The following is a 15,900-nucleotide window of genomic DNA, read 5'->3' on the forward strand; positions in this document are numbered from 1 at the left end:
CTCGCAAAGCATGCTGCCCGCTGACCGGTCAGCGCAACAGACGGGCGCAAGCGGTCCTCTTGCGCCCACACTGGATAACAGGACCTCTCTGGAGACAACCACCATGTTCAAGAAGAAGGCCGTCCTCGCCGTCGTTGCGCTCACGCTCGGCTGCGCGCTGCAAGTCGCGCACGCCGCCGACAAGGAGCTGAAGTCCATCGGCATCACCGTAGGTTCGCTCGGCAATCCGTACTTCGTGACGATCGTCCAGGGCGCCGAAGCGAAGGCAAAGCAGATCAACCCGAGCGCGAAGGTCACGGCCGTGTCCGCCGATTACGATCTCAACAAGCAGTTCACGCAGATCGACAACTTCATCTCGGCGCACGTCGACATGATCCTGCTGAACGCCGTCGATCCAAAGGCCATCGAACCCGCCGTGCGCAAGGCGCGTGCGGCCGGCATCGTGGTCATGGCCGTGGATGTGAGCGCCGCCGGCGCGGACGCCACCGTGCAGACCGACAATGTGAAAGCGGGCGAGCTGTCCTGCGATTACATCGCAAAGAAGCTCAATGGAAAGGGCAACGTGATCATCGAAAACGGGCCGCAGGTATCGGCGGTGATCGATCGCGTGACTGGCTGCAAATCGGTGCTCGCGAAATCGTCAGGCTTCAAGATTCTCTCCGACGACCAGGACGGCAAGGGTTCGCGCGACGGCGGCATGAACGCGATGCTGGGCTACCTCACGCGTTTCCCCAAGGTTGACGCGGTCTTCGCAATCAACGACCCGCAGGCGATCGGCAGCGATCTCGCAGCGAAACAACTGCATCGCAGCGGCATCGTGATTACGTCGGTGGACGGTGCGCCCGACATCGAAGCGGCGCTCAAGGGCCAGACGCTCGTGCAGGCTTCGGCGAGCCAGGACCCGTGGAAAATGGCACAGACCGCTGTGACCGTGGGACACGACATCATGAACGGCAAGAAGCCCGCCAATCCGATGATCGAAATGACGCCGCAACTCATCACCCGCGACAACGTGAACAGCTATAAGGGCTGGTCGTCGCAGCACTGAGGAACTGGGTGACCGGCGGGCCGCGGCCCGCCTCACTGCGCCGAGGTCACCGTCACCGCCGCAAGCGGCTGGCTGCCGAGCGTGCGATACCACTGGGCGAACGCGTCGGCGGTCATCGACTTCGCATACAGATAGCCCTGAACGAATCCCACGCCGCGAGCGCACAGATAGTCGAACTGCGCCATGGTTTCGACACCCTCCGCCACCAGTTGCGCGTCGAGTGAAAGCGCGAGATCAATGATGGCGTCGAGCACGACGGCACGGGTCGTCCCCGGCTCGATCGTGAGAACGAAGCCGCGGTCGATCTTGAGCAGATCAAGCGGAAAATGCTCGAGGTACGTGAGCGAGCAATAGCCCGTGCCGAAGTCGTCGATTGCGACCTTCACACCTTTGTCGCGCAGTGCCTCCAGATTGCGCTGCGCTTGCTCAGTATTCTTGATTAACGTGCGTTCTGTGATTTCCATGACGATCTGCGGCCGATTTTTGCTTACCGTTTCGAGCAACGCGTTCACATCGTCGGTTAGCTTTTCTGAAGACAGGTGTTCCGGCGAAAAGTTGATCGAAAGATGAAATCCCGGCCGCACATCCATGGTCGCAAAATCGCGCGCAATCAGCTTCAACAGATGCTGGGTGAGCGGTACGATCACATGCTCGTCCTCGGCGGCCGTGATGAATTCGCCGGGCCGCACCTCGCCGAACTCGGGACGCACCCAGCGCAACAACGCCTCCGCGCCATCGCAGTGGCCCGCAGATACGCCATAGAGGGGTTGATATTCGACGTGGAATTCGTTCGCGCGAATACCGCGCAGCAACTGCTCGCGCCGTGACGATCGGCTATTCTGCAAGCGCCACACCAGCCAGACGAGCAGCGCCGATAGTGCGACAGCCCACGGCATATCCCTCAACATCAACGCGATAAACGTGGCGCGCCACCGCTCCCGCAGTCCGTATATACGCAGTTCGAAAGCACCGCTCGCCGTCACCTTTCGCGTGTTGACCAGCAACGAACTTTCGTCGAGCGGCGTGGCCATCCGCGCCCCGTCGAGCGGTGGACTCCCTGCGAATCGCAGTTCTGCTTGACGATACATGTCGAGTGGTGCAGCCGCGCGCATCAGATCGAGCAGATAGCGTCCGTCGATCACCGCCATGACAGCGCGACCGCCCGCTGCCGGCTTGCCGATAACGAGCGCCTGGCGCTCAGGCACCATCGGCGTCATGCCCACCAGCGCCATCCATTCGCCGCCACGTTCATGCCCGATATCTGGCATGAATGTGGAGAGCGGGATGGAGAGCTTCCCAAACGCAGAGGAACAGAAAACGACGTCGCCCTTGATAACGTTGATCGTGCGCACGTACGGCGCCGTAGCCGCCTTCACCGCCAGGTCCGGAAGTAATTTCTCGCAGGGATAATCCGCGTGAGGCACGATCGTGAGCATGGCAGAACGTGCCACCTCGACGATCGCACTCACCTCGCTCACGATGATATTTGCCGCAATGGCGGCCTCGCGGCGCTCGGTGCGCCCGGCCGCGTAGTAGCAGATCACAACGCACGCCAGCAGCGGTGCAAGCGCCACGAGAATCAGCACCAGAAGACGTTCCCTGCGCGTCAGCGGGGACCGCAGGTCGGACGACGCATCGGGCAAGCCATCCTCCACATCTGGCCCGCGGTATCGTCTACCGCGCGCAACGGGTCGAGATCCTTACGGCCGCCATCAGACGCCATTCGTTTCCGTGTGCGCGTCTGCGGCCATTGCTACGAAGTAGTGCCAACATACACCAACGCCCGCGAACGCTCCGGCTGGGAGATCGTCCTCGCATATTTCGTCAGCAAACATCCGGCATGTGCCGGTCAGGCACACTCGATACGATTGCGCCCGTTCTTCTTCGCACGATAGAGCGCGAAGTCGCTGCGCGAGAGGGCGGCTTCGGCGTTCGCGTCCTCGGCGGTCATCTCGGTGATGCCGATACTCACGGTGAGCGCAACCGGCCCGGCGTTGCTGGTAAGCGGTTGCTCCGCAACATGGCGCTGGATTCGCTGAGCGACCACGCGTGCGCCTTCGACACTCGCCGCACCGATCAGGACGGCGAACTCCTCGCCGCCGATGCGGCCGGCTACGTCGCCCGCTCGCAGATTCGTGCGCAGGATATCGGCGAAGTGGCGCAGCGCCTGGTCGCCGATCGCGTGGCCCCAGCAATCGTTGATCGATTTGAAGTGATCGAGGTCGCACATCAGCACGGCCGATTGCGCACCGCCCGCGCGGCGCAACTGCGCAAGCTGCGCTTCAAGACGCGACATGAAGTGCCGGCGATTCGAAAGGAGCGTGAGGCCGTCGGTCGTCGCGAACTCGTGCAGTTCCGCTTCGATGCGTTTGCGCTCGGTGACGTCCGTGATGAAGCCGTGCCACACCGTGACACCGTTCGCGAGCCGCTGTGGTTTTGCATCGCCCTGACGCCATCGCAGCCCCTGCGTCGGCAACTGGACACGGTATTCGAGGTGCCAAGGCTGGAGATACGCGGCGGAATGCGTGAACGACGCGTGCCATGCGTCGAGGTCGTCGGGATGGATCAGCGCGTCGATGCAGGAACCGTCCTGCGAAACGGCTTCCGGTGTCAGTTCGTAGATCTCGGCAATGCCCGCGCTCGCGTATGGAAACGACAGACGCCCGTCGGGCGAACGGCGGCACTGAAACACCAGTCCCGGCACTTCGTTGGTGAGATTCGTCACGAGGTTCGCGCTCTCGCGCAACCGCTCGGCCATTTCGCGCATCGACGTGATGTCGGTCGTCGTGCCGACCATGCGCAACGCGCGCCCTTCGTCGTCGCGGCTCATCACCTTGCCGCGGCTGCAGATCCACTTGTAGCGACCGTCCTTGCAGCGGATGCGGTGCTCGACTTCGTAGCTTTCGGTTCGGCCTTCGAAATGGGCCTGCATCGCCGCCTTCACGTAGTCGACGTCGTCGGGATGCAAACGTTTGTAGCTATCCTCGATGCGGTTCGTGAGCTCGTCGTCGGTATAGCCGAGTATTGCCTTCCAGCCCGTGGAATACTGGATTTCGCCCGTCACGACGTCACGGTCCCAGATGCCCGTGCCGCTGCCTGCTATCGCGAGCGTAAGTAAGCGTTCCCGTATGCGCAGCGCTTCGACTTCATCGCATTGGATGGCGGCACTCACCTGCTGGTCCACCAGCGCCGAGGCGATGCGCGCGAAATCGTTGAGGCTCGCACGTTCGGCATCGCCAAGCTCACGCGGCGCGTGGTCAATCAGACACAGACTGCCGATGCTTTCGCCCGTTGCGCGGCGCAACGGCCACGAGGCGACGAAACGCAACGGCAAGGCGCTCGCGGTCGACAGGAAGGTGCGCCATACCGGGTCGGCACCCGTGTCGGTCACGACGAGCGGCTCGCTCAGCCACGGCGCGCCGCTCGCGTCTTGCAGGCTGCGCAGCGCCTCGCGCAACGGCGCATCAAGGCCCGCGCCGCTCCAGCGCCCATTGGATTCGCCCGGTATCACACAGGCTGCCGCCACGCCGAAATGGCGCTCCGCCAGCCGCATCAGCCCGTCGAGCTGCGAGTCGGCTCCGGCCGCCGCCACAAGGGCGGTACGCGGCGCGGTCGAATCGGCCTGTGCGTCGGCGGGTGACGGTGTAACGGGCATACGGAGTATATGTCTGACGGAATGAGCACCTAGTATATAGCGCACATATCTCGCCAACGTGGCACTTCGTGGAATGGTGCCTCGACAGCGTCGCGCTACCGGCGGAACGCTCACGGCAGCACGCTCGTTGCGAACCCGCGAGCCGCGCACCACGGCGACTTTTCGCCAGCGCTGTCGCGTCCATGCCGCGGGTTCCCACCCGGATGTCGACACCCGGACTCAACCGCCCTTGCCAGCCGTCAACTGCGCGTAGACATCGTGCGACACCTGCAGCAACACGTTACGGTCGATGCCGCCCGAGACCGCGTAGCCAAAATCGCCGTCGACCCAGTAGAACACGTTCACCGGGCCATCCTGATACAGCTTGAACGCCGTGGTGTTCGAACTGACCCGACGGCGCGAAACGGCGAGTGTGATCCGCTCGCCCCGCGCGTTGTGATACATGAAGAGCGCGACCTGGCCGCCGTCGTCGGCGGGCATCAGCCGCCCGCCTGCCAGCGTGAAGCCGCTCTTTTCGAGCATCGGCGGATGAACGTCCGTGCCGAGGCGGTTCGCCAGCCACTGGACGAAGTCCTGCTCCTGCGCGCTGCTGCTCATGTCGTCCGGGCGCACGACCGAGGGCATATAAACGACATGCGCGATCGCCACATGGCGTGCGAACAGCTCGCTGCTGTCCGCGCCGACCGCGTGAATATCCGCGCCGCCCGTCGAAGACGACATCACGTTCGCGCCGAAGTGCGTACCCCAGCCGATACCGACGCCAATCACGAGCGCCGCCGCCAGCCCGGCGAAACGCGGCCAGTTCGCGGCCTCGCGCTTGCGGCTCGCCTCGGGCGCGGGACGCAAACGCGCCGGCACCGGTTCATCCAGCACGCGGTCGTAGCGCTCGTGCAGCAGCGTGTTCAGCGAAAAATAGCCGCTCACGCGTTGAGCGAGATCGGGATTGCGCTCGAGTTCGCGCTCGACATCCGCGCGGCGTGCTTCGGATAGCGTGCCGTCCACGTAGGCGTGGAGTTCGTCTTCTGTGACGGGATTCAGTTGATCGCTCATCGCACCACCTTCAGGTTCGCTCGCGGGACCGCACCGGCCATCAGCGCGCGCAGCCGCTCTCGCCCCCTCGACAGACGCGACATCACCGTGCCGACCGGAATGTCGAGGGCCAGCGCCACATCGGCGTAACTCATTTCTTCGAGGCCCACGAGCAGCACGACTACGCGCTGATCCGCGGGCAAGCGCTGCAACGCGTAGTCGAGATCGCGGACTTCCAGTGTGGCCGACTGGCTCGCCGGGACCGCGTATTCGGTCTCGGGAACGCCTTCGTCATCGACGGACACATGCACACCGCGCGTCGACAGTTTGCGCACCTGGTTCACAAAGATGTTGTGCATGATCGTGAAGAGCCAGGCGCGCAGATCGGTGCCGGCGCGAAACAGTTCCGTGCGCCCCAGCGCGCGCTCGAGCGTGTCCTGCACCAGATCGTCGGCCAGTTCCCGGTTGTTGATCAGCGCCCGTGCGTAGCGTCGCAAGCGCGGCACGTGGTCTATCAGTTCGTCACGGATGTCCATGTTCCATTCCCGCCCGCTTGCTCCACGCCGTTCGTTTGACGGCGGGTACCGCCCGCACCCGCCATCGTCGCCATGTCCGCTGCGCGCATCAGTTCGTGCGTACCCGCATTGCCCGCCAGCACGCAGCGCGTGCCGTGCCTGGCCCAGCCGATCAGCCGCAGCGCACCGATCCGCCGCGCGCTCCACTGTGGTTCGTTTTCGGCGAACCACGCTCGCGCGCACAGCAATACGATCTTCTGCCCTTGCGCATTCTCGTAGACGTAGCGTCGTGCAAACGCCAGCGGCCCGAGGTCCGGCGTGCCGCGCGCGATGAGACGCAGGCCGGCTGCATGTAAATCGAAGGGCTTCGGCGGCATGTCCGGTGTGCTCGTGGCTGCTTCCCCGGCTGAGACGTTGGTCGCTTCGATCAACGCCATGACCGCGGCGTCGTTCAGCATTTGCGGCGTCGCCTCGGACGTCGCGAGCCACGCTGTTGCCACGCCGGCCAGCATGACGAACGTAATGGCCGCAAGCGAGGCCTGCCGCCAGCCTGCGCGACGGGACGTGGGCACCGGCGCCGGATCGGCCTGGAAACGCGGAAATACGCGCCGCATCAGGACATTCAGGCGGCGATAGAAGAGGATGCGCCGCCATTCGCCCGGGTGCATTGCCAGATAACGCCGCACACGGGCAGCGCGCTCGGGTGCAACGGAACCGTCAGTGTATGCCTGGATATCTGCCTCCGACACCGGCGGGTGTTCAAGCGTCCCCTTGAGAATCATGATCTTTCGACCGTGCGAGGTTGGGATGATGGGCTAACACGCGGCCGGTGGTTCTATTCCCGTTTCGTGCAATTCCGGGGGCTTCGGGCGGCGTTTTCGGCGACGGCGCGGATTTCGTCAGACAACGGCACAACCGCCCGCTTCACGCGGAAGCAAGCCTGAACTGCACTCAGAACCCCGACGCTCGACGACAAGCGCACCGGTGACGGTCTCGCATTTGCAGTGCTTGCGTGCGACTTGTGCGCCTTGGGCCCCTTGGGGAGAATGAGAAAGGCCTTGGCGAATACGTGCGATGGAAAACAGCAACGGACCGAGCGGCGCGCAAACGACGTTGCATCGGCGTCGCGAACAGCCTGCGTTCGGCCAACACCGCCGGATGGCAGTGCAGGGATCTCGGTGTGCTGGAAAAATCGACTAGATCAGTGGGAAGAAGGTTCTTTGCGGATTTCGGGGGAGACCGCTTGCGGACAGGCGGTAGTCGGCCAGAAGCGGTCCTTAGTTGATACCGTCTGTCGGACATCCTGTCGGCGGTTCAACCCCAAAAGCAGTCGCACGAGGTCGTGTCGATCCATCTGTGCGTCAAGAGATCAGAGCCAGTCGGCTACATCACCCCGCTCGATCTGTTGCAGCGGGGCGTATGACCTCTGGATATTGAAGGGGTTCGCATGGGTGTCGTGCCGATAGATATGGCGGAACAACCCTTCCAACTCTTCGACCTGTTCCTTCGTTATGTTGTCCCAGACCTCAAAGACCGAGAAATGAGACCAGGTTTTTCCGCAATCATCCTCGTGCTTTTTGAGTCTGCCCCGTACTCCAGATTTTTCGCCCCGCGCCATTCCGATGTAGACCACGTCCCTTTCGTCATATAGGACGTAGATACCGCGGACCCGGATGGGAACAGAATTTATTTCACTCTTGGGCTTGAACTCGTAGGAGTTCTTGAACAGGAAGCACGGTGCGATGGGCATTTCAATGGATTTCGGTGGTCGATCATCGTATATCGGCATATTACCCAGAGACGTGACGGTAAAGCACGGTTCGCCATCTCGGCATCGAAGTCGACGATGTACTCGGGGACCGGCCGTTCAAACCGCTAGAGTGCCAACGGCGGCTCAGGGTCGGCCACGGCCGACCGCGCCGGGCAACTGTCGGCCACTTCCGGTCTTTGGCTCTGCACGCGTGGTTGACTGTCAAATGTCAGCTGCAAACTGTAAGCGGCCGGTCCACTTGCGATCGTGGGCATTGAATCGGCGGTGGGCTCGCCTTGCCACGCGGATTACTTCGCCCCAAAGGCTGAGGCGCGAGCGTTGAATGGCGCCTTCATGTCGACGAACAATTAGTTCGGTGATCAGTCATCTCTCACGCGTTCCTCGTCTTGGCCAATTTGCGCATCCCCTGTTTTGCGGCGGCTGAGGACCATGTTCTCGGCATGGCTGCGCAAACGGGTCCGCTCGGATCGGTTGCCTTCACGCGCGACATCGTCAATCTCCGCCTTGGCGGTCCATTGGCCATTGGGACGTTCCACACTCTTGACGCGGATTCGGCGGCCGTCGACCTCGACCGAGTCGATCGAGCGCGCCAGAGCCTTGGCGTTGACCGTGTAGTAACGCAAGCCGATGGTAGTCGTCTCTGCAAAGCACGCTTCGATCGCCCGCTCCAGCATTACAGGCGCCGCGAGGATCCGGATATGGGCGAAACTGCGGCCTTTCTTGCCGATCCCTGAAAATTGGACGACGTCGTGGACACCCTCCTGCGCACGAATACGGTCGAGTCCAATAGAGAGATCTTCTGGTGCTTGATCGTCGATATCGAACTCAATGACCGTGAGTTCGCGATGCGGCAACCGCGAAGCGGATTGCGCTTGCTCTCGTGATACGAGGACTCGAACACAATTGCTCAAGCCTGCAATCCTGCGGGTTCCAAATCCGATGCCTGATCTTTCGAGAGCGCGCGGGAGAGACGGCATGACTTGCCGATTACAAAGATAGCGAACAATAGCGGCGCCGGTCGGCGTCACTCGCTCTCCCGAAAAGCCGTCCTGGATCGTTTCAAATCCTTCGAGAAGCAGCACAGTTGCTGGCGCAGGGACGGGGAGCAGACCATGTTCCGAGCGTACGCGCCCTTGGCCGAGCGGAAGCGGAGCGACGCTCCAGTCGGCATGAACCGAAGCGATGAGTGCAGAGGCCGCCACGATGTCGCAGATCGTATCGACGGCGCCGATCTCGTGAAACGTCACCTCCTCCTCTGCCACGCCGTGGACCCGAGCTTCCGCCTGCGCCAGAAGCTGGAATATAGACACGGCATGCTGCTTTACCGCATCGGATAAGGGAGCGTTTTGCAGAAGTTCGCGAATATCCTGCCACCTACGATGCGCGTGGTCGTGCCTGGACTCGGGCGAGGCCTGGTCGCGCCGACCGCGTAGCTCGCTGAACTCCGCGAGGTTTTGCTCATGAATTTCCCCTGCGTGGCCGTCCGCACCGGCCGGTTCGTGTCGATGCGACAACGCCCCCGGAACTCCCACAATGAACCGATGGCCGACAAGCGTCCCATCGTTGTGCAATTCCAGACGACATTCGGCGTCCGGTCCCAAACTGAGCTGGTCGATCGAATCGCGTACGGTGTCTTCGAATTCGGGAAAAGCATCAAGAAGTGCCGCGACGAACATATCTCCGGCAATTCCGCCGAGCGGATCGAGATGAACGCAAAGACGTCTGCAATTATCTTTTTCAGCCATTCCTCGATCCTCCGGGAACAATTAGTAGAAGTAGAACGGCGTGGCGATGTCCATACGTGGCGTTGGCTGGGGCGTTCTCGCTGCGCCTCGCTCGGCATCGTGCCGACCGCGCGACACGCCGATTACATCGAATCCTGGCCGGAGGTGCTACTCGTCCGGGGCGTCCGGTAGCGTGATGTCCCTGGGACGGGTTTCGGAGTGGAAGAAAGTGGCCTGGCTCAGGACAGGGGCGGCGCGCTGGGTGATGGCGGCCATCTGGGCCGCGGACAGCGGCGTGAATTCGCGGGCGATCCGAACGTTCTCCTCGAGTTGCGCGATGTTGTCGCAACCAACAATGACGGTGCTAACGGGGAGTGAAAGCACGTAGTTCGTGGCGTCACGCATGTTCAGCGTTCCCGGGCGAGTGGCTACACCTTCCCAGGAGCGCCGCTGCACCTCGACGGGTGGCGGAGTCCAGCTGGACAGGATACGGCCACGCGCGGCAATCTTCATGCCGATGATCCCCATCTGCTTTTCGACGACGGCGGAGAGCAGACGCTTGATGAAGCTGTGGGGGCTGAGGGTGTCGGCTGCGTTGAGGGCGAGAATGCAAGCGTCGAAGGGAAAGCGGTTGATGAGTTCGATGATGGGATCGGGCTGGTAGTGGGCTGCGAAACCAAGATGGCGGACTACCTTTTGGTCGTGCATCTGGGTCAAGGCTTCCATGGCGCCGCCCTTGCCGAAGACGACGTTGATCTCCTCGGGGACGCCAATGTTGTGGAGCAGCCAGAGGTCGAGGTGATCCGTCTTCATGAGCTTGAGGGACTGTTCGATATCACGGAGGGCGCCGTCGCGGCTGCGCTCCCTGGTCTTGGTGCAAAGGAACACTTCATTGCGGCGGTGTTCCATGACGCGTCCTATGTATTGCTCGCTCCACCGCTCAGGGAAGCCGTATCTGGGGGCGGTGTCGATGAAGTTGACACCGAGATCGAGCGCTCGCTCGATTAGCGGTACGGCAACGTCGAAATTGTTAGGTTGTTCGATAGCGCTCTGGCCACCAAGGGATGAGATACCGACCTTGAAACCCGTCTTGCCGAGGTTGCGCGTGGGCATGGACCCCTGCGTTTTCGGATTGTCGGGCAGGGCCGGAAGCTGGTCCGGTGCGGCGTGGACTTCGTGGGAAAGAAATCCTGCGGCGAGGACACCTCCGGTCTTGAGGAATCGGCGGCGGTCGGGAGAGGGAGACTGCTTCATGGGAAACCTCTCTACGTGGTGCGAAGAGATTGATTCCCATAATAGGTTATTCTCCGACCAACACCGCAGCAATGCGATTCGCAGCCTGCAGGAGACAGTGGATTCGTTAGGATACGTCAATCCTTCCCTGCTCAAGCGGGCTTTCCTGGCGAGCCGGCGGCCGGTCAGACCGGCCTGGCTGTTACGACGAGATGACACTGAGCCACGCCACGCTTCCAAAGTCAGATTTCCGGAGGACCGGCTGAGGCTGGTCACCACCTGCGGGCGCGGCCGAACCGGCAACAGGAATATCGCGCGAATCACTGGTCAAGCGTAAGAGCAGGCATGAGTCGTCATCGACTATGTCGTCCGGACGTGGCACAGAGTTCGGTTTTTGGTAGTAAAGTCCAATGGCGACGCACTGTGCAAATTCTGGTTCGCCCCTTGAACTCGAATTGTGTTTGTGGTCCGTTTTGCGGAGGCCATGACCATTGGCGCACCTTCACGGTCAGGATGATAGCGCCTGAGGGGCGAGGCGATAGCGCTTGCGCTGGCAACAAGTGACAGGAGCCGGAAAGTCGCCGCGCACGCAACGGAGGAGGTCTCTGAGATGCAGACCCACCAAGCCGCTGGAAGCGGCCAGCCGCGATTGGCCGCCGTTTTGTCGAATATTGTGGGACCGCTGGCGGTCGCTGTCAGCGGCGGCGTGGATAGCGTCACGCTGGCGACCTTCGCCCATCGCTGCGCGGCAGGTCGCGTTGAGATGTTTCATGCGATCTCGCCTGCGGTACCTGAAGAGGCAACTGACCGCATCGAACAGCTCGCGAGGGATCAAGGCTGGCGCCTCCGAATTGTGAGCGCGGGCGAGTTCACGGACGAGAACTATATGTCCAATCCAGTCGATCGCTGCTTCTTCTGCAAGACCAATCTTTATGCCTGCATCGCGCGCCACTGCGACGCACAGATTCTTTCAGGCGCCAATCTCGATGACCTTCGCGAGTATCGGCCTGGGCTCGAAGCCGCCAAACGGCATTCGGTCCGTCACCCCTATCTTGAGGCCGGTATCGACAAAGGCGCTGTGCGCCTGCTCGCTCGCGAACTCGGATTGGGCGCTATATCCGAGTTGCCGGCTGCGCCCTGTCTTTCGAGTCGGGTCGAGACAGGCATCAGGATCCGCCCAGAGGTCCTTAAAGCGATCCATGCGGTGGAGCGCAGCATCGCAAGGGACTTTCCGACGGGAATCATCCGTTGCCGCGTGCGCGCGGAGCGAGTCGTGATCGAGCTTGATCCCGAAACCCTCGCAGCGATTGTCGGGAAGCACGAAGATGCGGTGCGCGCTGAAGCGGACCGGATTTTTGCCGGAATTGCATCGACGCTCGAACTCTCGTTCGAGCCTTATCGCAATGGCAGCGCGTTCGTGCATTCGCGCCCATGACGCCGGAATTCAAATTCGATTTTGGGCGCGGAGCGAGAATTGGCCTCGACGAAGCGGTGTTCTGCGAGGGCAAGACCGTTGATCAGATTTCGGCGATCGTAGACGCCGTGAAAGCGAAAACGGGGCGACTGCTGCTCACTCGCCTCGACCAATCGAAGTATGAACCGCTCTTCGCGCGCCACGGCGCCCAACTTGAATTCGACCCACTCTCGCGCACCGCCATTCTTGGTCAGCCTCATGACGCGCTCCTCATGCCGCCGGTGGCGATCGTCATGGCCGGGACCTCCGACCTGCCGGTCGGACGCGAGGCCGCGCGGACGCTGGCGTTCGCCGGCCAAACCTGTTGCGAGTATGCCGATATCGGTGTTGCAGGCCTCTGGCGTCTCCTGGAACGGATCGACGAAATACGATCCTCTCCCGTCGTCATCGTGGCCGCGGGCATGGACGCGGCGCTCGTCAGCGTTGTGGGCGGTCTGGTTTCGAGCGCCGTCATCGCACTGCCGACGTCAGTCGGCTACGGAGTGGCGCTGGGCGGTGCGACCGCGCTGCACGCCGCACTGGCCAGTTGTGCGCCAGGGATTTTGACCGTCAATATAGACAATGGGTACGGCGCGGCCTGCGCGGCCTTGCGTATATTGCGCGTCATGGCGACGTTACCAAAGCGCAGTGTATAAGCCCATCATGCATAGTCCGAAACGGATGGAAATACGCCGAGGATGATTTCGAAATGCTGCCGGCCGATCGTGGTTTTCTGGGTCGGCTTTTTCGCCCATTGTTCCGCCCCGTTATGCACAGCTGGCACATGTACCCCCTCAGCTTTCTGTTCGGTCCTGGATTCGATACCGCGCTGAAATCGGGTTGCTCGGCATCGTCGCGACTCAGGCATCGAAGGGGATATCTCTGTGGGCAATCATGCGGTTTCCAGTGTTGTTCAGCGCGGGCATGTCTCTGATTGGCACACTGGACGGTCACCTGATGGTCGGAGCGTATGGCGGGGGGCTACCTCAAGCCGATTCGCAAGATCTACTACCACATGACGATTACGTTCGTGTCGGTGGTCGTTGCGGTCGTGATCGGTGGCATCGAGGCACGTGGACTGCCAGGCGACCAGCTAAAGCTCCATGGCCCAGCCTGGGATGTCATTGGAGCACCGAATGAGAACTTCGGAACCCTTGGATACTTCACTATTGCGATTTCTTTCCTAAGCTGGCTCGCTGCGGTCGTGATCCACGGAACCAGGCATTTCGACGAACTTGAAATCAATCGCTAGAGATTGAAACTAGGCTGCGCCGCTGGCGGTGCAGCACGAGGCCGTCTTTTTGAGCGCGCCCCAAGCTTTGTCCTCGAGAGTCCGTTAGACCTTGCCACCAGCCGTTGCCTTCGACACGCGCCGAACGGCCGCTCGGGGTCGGGTAGCGACCATTGCAAAAGTACAGACTAAATCTCCCTTCATCTGAAAGGAGATTGTCATGAACGCATCAATCGGCGCAGGTCCGTCGCGGGTGCCGTGGAACAAAGGGAGATTGACCGGCCAGAAGCCACCGCTGAAGCTCAAGGAGATTTGGGCGATCCGCGTGCGCCTGCAGCTTTCGTTCCGAGTGCGGGATCTGGTCATGTTTAATCTCGCAATCGACAGCAAGCTTCGCGCATGCGATCTGACGAAGCTGCGGGTGAGGGATATCTGTCACGGCGAGCACGTCGCCAGCCGCGCCACAGTCATGCAGCAGAAGACGCAACGTCCAGTACAGTTCGAGATCACCGAACAGACCCGCGATAGCGTGGCGGCATGGATAAGGCATGCGGGATTGAACGCAACCGACTTCCTGTTCCCGAGCAGAATTCACGACTCCCCGCACCTGTCGACGCGCCAATATGCTCGGCTGGTCCATCGGTGGATCGCGTGGATCGGCCTCGACGACACCGCTTGCGGTACCCATACGATGCGACGGACCAAGGCGTCGTTGATCTATCGTCGCACGAAGAACCTCCGGGCCGTCCAGTTGTTGCTCGGCCACACAAAGCTTGAAAGTACGGTCCGCTACCTTGGCATCGAGGTAGATGACGCGCTTGAAATGGCGGAACAGACAGAGGTCTAGCTTGCCTGGCCAGTTCGCGAGGGGACGCTAACCGGCCAACTGCCGCCATTCGCCTGGTCATCCACGTGGACGTTCGAACGGCACCTCTGCCCTGACAAGAGACATCCGCCGCAGATCGTGCCTGTCGCGTCATCGGCACTGCGGTTAATTTGCGCCTTTTGCGCAGGCCTAATCCCGCGCCATGCGCCGCAGTCTCATTACGTGCAATCGCTGGGAAAGACCTTTGAACAAACTGCCCTCGTGTGGATCGCCGAAATGCAGCAACGCGGTGCAGCGCACGCTGGTGGGCAGACAGGCCTGATTCGCATGCAGTGAGCGCATGCCCCAGAAGAAGTAGAGATTGCCCGGTGTGAGCGGCACGATTTTCGCCGATTGCCATTGCTGCACACGCGGCATACGCCATAGCCGTTTCAGCAGCTTCTCTACCAGCAGCTTTTCAAGGATGTTGACGACCGCAAAGCGCCTCGCATTGCGCACATTCGGGAACATTACCAAATGGCCCGGAGGCTCACCCGGGCCGCTGGGGATAAGAACCGGCAGCAGTATGGTTACGACATACGAGTCGTAGTGAAAGTTGTGCGCATGTCGCAGTCCGTGCGTGCCGGTCAGCACGCGCAGGACCGGAAAAATCCGGTCGCTGGGCGGCGGCATGCGCATCTTTTGTTCGTAGAGACATCGCAACAGCGCGTGCAGGCCCGCGTCCTCAAATAACGGACTCAGACAGGTGTCGGCGATCCATGCTTTGCCCTCAAAGCCGATATATTGACCGCCGTGCTGCGCGATCTGATCGGCGACGAAGCTTCGCAGCTGCGAGAGAATCGCATGCGGCACGATATTGTGCAGGATACCTACTCCGGATTCATCCATTGATCTGGCCAGTGCTTGCGCGCTCGCCGCGCTCACCTGTGCGAACCCGTCGGGCGGCAGACAGTCGTTCAATGCGGTCATCGAAGTCCCTAGGCTTGGTCTCGAAGCTTGATGCGAACTCATGCTCAGCCAAGGGAGGATGTTGACGGAAAATTGTGCTGTCTTACGTGCGAATTCGTACAGATCCAGGAGCCATCGTAGAACCGTACCTCATGCGCGTCGAATGCCGGTTGGCAAACGTCGCTGCCTGAAGCTCGCTTCGCGAACGGCGTATTGCGCTGGGGCTTCGGGCTTCGCCCGTCAGCGGCCTTTCCCGGCCTGACGACCGTTGCACCTTGCAAGCTGCCGTCGAGATCACGGTGGGTCGAAGGGCCGCGGTGGGTCGCACTCAGCCGGCCGCGCCGCTACGAGCCAGGCGTCGTCCCATGCAAATCGCATGAGTCGGCATGCGGCCAGTTGAAGCCGCAGAAGTCAACGCCACCTCTGTCCGTTCACGAAGGGCATGAGCCTGTCGCGAGCGATCGACG

14 protein-coding genes and 1 pseudogene are annotated in these 15,900 nt (G+C 61.6%); 6 read left to right on the top strand and 9 right to left on the bottom strand.

The window, feature by feature from the left end; translation table 11 throughout:
- The first annotated feature begins 103 nt into the window (after positions 1 to 103).
- Positions 104 to 1,048 carry an ABC transporter substrate-binding protein gene (locus D1Y85_RS22585; RefSeq protein WP_124153302.1) on the top strand — a complete coding sequence of 315 codons (945 nt, stop codon included), beginning with the start codon at positions 104 to 106 and terminating at the stop codon, positions 1,046 to 1,048.
- 32 nt (positions 1,049 to 1,080) lie between these two features.
- On the opposite strand, the gene D1Y85_RS22590 is transcribed toward D1Y85_RS22585, so the two are convergent.
- The 8 genes from D1Y85_RS22590 to D1Y85_RS22625 all read right to left on the bottom strand — a co-directional run bounded on the left by D1Y85_RS22590 (position 1,081) and on the right by D1Y85_RS22625 (position 10,996).
- Positions 1,081 to 2,634: an EAL domain-containing protein gene (locus D1Y85_RS22590; RefSeq protein WP_185219088.1), complete on the bottom strand. Its 1,554-nt coding sequence runs from the start codon at positions 2,632 to 2,634 to the stop codon at positions 1,081 to 1,083.
- 263 nt (positions 2,635 to 2,897) lie between these two features.
- Entirely contained in the window at positions 2,898 to 4,703 is a 1,806-nt protein-coding gene (locus tag D1Y85_RS22595; RefSeq protein WP_246025018.1) for a sensor domain-containing diguanylate cyclase, read from the bottom strand.
- A gap of 219 nt (positions 4,704 to 4,922) precedes the next feature.
- Positions 4,923 to 5,753, bottom strand: a complete 831-nt coding sequence (locus D1Y85_RS22600) for an anti-sigma factor family protein (RefSeq protein ID WP_124153304.1) — start codon at positions 5,751 to 5,753, stop codon at positions 4,923 to 4,925.
- Positions 5,750 to 6,268: a sigma-70 family RNA polymerase sigma factor gene (locus tag D1Y85_RS22605; RefSeq protein WP_124153305.1), complete on the bottom strand. Its 519-nt coding sequence runs from the start codon at positions 6,266 to 6,268 to the stop codon at positions 5,750 to 5,752. Before D1Y85_RS22605 ends, D1Y85_RS22600 begins: the two co-directional genes overlap by 4 nt.
- A complete protein-coding gene (locus tag D1Y85_RS22610; protein WP_124153306.1) occupies positions 6,247 to 7,029 on the bottom strand; it encodes an anti-sigma factor family protein in 783 nt (260 codons plus the stop codon). Before D1Y85_RS22610 ends, D1Y85_RS22605 begins: the two co-directional genes overlap by 22 nt.
- Positions 7,030 to 7,616: 587 nt before the next feature.
- On the bottom strand, positions 7,617 to 7,997 hold the full coding sequence (locus D1Y85_RS22615) for a GIY-YIG nuclease family protein (RefSeq protein ID WP_124153307.1): 381 nt from the start codon (positions 7,995 to 7,997) through the stop codon (positions 7,617 to 7,619).
- Positions 7,998 to 8,377: 380 nt separating this feature from the next.
- Positions 8,378 to 9,763, bottom strand: coding sequence for a nickel pincer cofactor biosynthesis protein LarC (gene larC / locus D1Y85_RS22620; RefSeq protein WP_124153308.1), 1,386 nt, complete (start codon positions 9,761 to 9,763; stop codon positions 8,378 to 8,380).
- A 147-nt stretch (positions 9,764 to 9,910) separates the two neighbouring features.
- Positions 9,911 to 10,996 (bottom strand): aldo/keto reductase, encoded by a 1,086-nt coding sequence (locus D1Y85_RS22625; RefSeq protein ID WP_124153309.1) that lies wholly within the window; start codon positions 10,994 to 10,996, stop codon positions 9,911 to 9,913.
- Positions 10,997 to 11,585: 589 nt separating this feature from the next.
- Here D1Y85_RS22625 and larE point away from each other — a divergent pair.
- From larE to D1Y85_RS22645, 5 genes and pseudogenes are all read left to right on the top strand, one after another.
- A complete protein-coding gene (gene larE, locus D1Y85_RS22630) occupies positions 11,586 to 12,410 on the top strand; it encodes an ATP-dependent sacrificial sulfur transferase LarE (protein WP_124153310.1) in 825 nt (274 codons plus the stop codon).
- On the top strand, positions 12,407 to 13,084 hold the full coding sequence (larB, locus tag D1Y85_RS22635) for a nickel pincer cofactor biosynthesis protein LarB (protein ID WP_124153311.1): 678 nt from the start codon (positions 12,407 to 12,409) through the stop codon (positions 13,082 to 13,084). Before larE ends, larB begins: the two co-directional genes overlap by 4 nt.
- Positions 13,085 to 13,137: 53 nt before the next feature.
- Positions 13,138 to 13,340: pseudogene (locus D1Y85_RS27975) on the top strand (HoxN/HupN/NixA family nickel/cobalt transporter); the annotation flags it as partial.
- Between the two features lie 58 nt (positions 13,341 to 13,398).
- Positions 13,399 to 13,680: a HoxN/HupN/NixA family nickel/cobalt transporter gene (locus tag D1Y85_RS27980; protein ID WP_281278314.1), complete on the top strand. Its 282-nt coding sequence runs from the start codon at positions 13,399 to 13,401 to the stop codon at positions 13,678 to 13,680.
- 199 nt (positions 13,681 to 13,879) lie between these two features.
- Complete coding sequence (locus D1Y85_RS22645; protein WP_124153312.1) at positions 13,880 to 14,506, top strand: tyrosine-type recombinase/integrase; 627 nt, start codon at positions 13,880 to 13,882, stop codon at positions 14,504 to 14,506.
- Positions 14,507 to 14,674: 168 nt separating this feature from the next.
- On the opposite strand, the gene D1Y85_RS22650 is transcribed toward D1Y85_RS22645, so the two are convergent.
- A complete protein-coding gene (locus D1Y85_RS22650) occupies positions 14,675 to 15,454 on the bottom strand; it encodes a hypothetical protein (RefSeq protein WP_124153313.1) in 780 nt (259 codons plus the stop codon).
- Between the last annotated feature and the right edge of the window lie 446 nt (positions 15,455 to 15,900).

This window comes from Paraburkholderia dinghuensis (genome assembly GCF_003837865.1).
Classification (GTDB): Bacteria; Pseudomonadota; Gammaproteobacteria; order Burkholderiales; family Burkholderiaceae; genus Paraburkholderia; species Paraburkholderia dinghuensis.

Coding starts and splice junctions, on each gene's coding strand:
- D1Y85_RS22585 (WP_124153302.1), top strand. CDS start 104: ATGTTCAAGAAGAAGGCCGTCCTCGCCGTCGTTGCGCTCACGCTCGGC.
- D1Y85_RS22615 (WP_124153307.1), bottom strand. CDS start 7,997: ATGCCCATCGCACCGTGCTTCCTGTTCAAGAACTCCTACGAGTTCAAG.
- D1Y85_RS22610 (WP_124153306.1), bottom strand. CDS start 7,029: ATGATTCTCAAGGGGACGCTTGAACACCCGCCGGTGTCGGAGGCAGAT.
- D1Y85_RS22645 (WP_124153312.1), top strand. CDS start 13,880: ATGAACGCATCAATCGGCGCAGGTCCGTCGCGGGTGCCGTGGAACAAA.
- D1Y85_RS22625 (WP_124153309.1), bottom strand. CDS start 10,996: ATGAAGCAGTCTCCCTCTCCCGACCGCCGCCGATTCCTCAAGACCGGA.
- larE (WP_124153310.1), top strand. CDS start 11,586: ATGCAGACCCACCAAGCCGCTGGAAGCGGCCAGCCGCGATTGGCCGCC.
- larB (WP_124153311.1), top strand. CDS start 12,407: ATGACGCCGGAATTCAAATTCGATTTTGGGCGCGGAGCGAGAATTGGC.
- D1Y85_RS22605 (WP_124153305.1), bottom strand. CDS start 6,268: ATGGACATCCGTGACGAACTGATAGACCACGTGCCGCGCTTGCGACGC.
- D1Y85_RS22595 (WP_246025018.1), bottom strand. CDS start 4,703: ATGCCCGTTACACCGTCACCCGCCGACGCACAGGCCGATTCGACCGCG.
- D1Y85_RS27980 (WP_281278314.1), top strand. CDS start 13,399: ATGGCGGGGGGCTACCTCAAGCCGATTCGCAAGATCTACTACCACATG.
- D1Y85_RS22600 (WP_124153304.1), bottom strand. CDS start 5,753: ATGAGCGATCAACTGAATCCCGTCACAGAAGACGAACTCCACGCCTAC.
- larC (WP_124153308.1), bottom strand. CDS start 9,763: ATGGCTGAAAAAGATAATTGCAGACGTCTTTGCGTTCATCTCGATCCG.
- D1Y85_RS22650 (WP_124153313.1), bottom strand. CDS start 15,454: ATGACCGCATTGAACGACTGTCTGCCGCCCGACGGGTTCGCACAGGTG.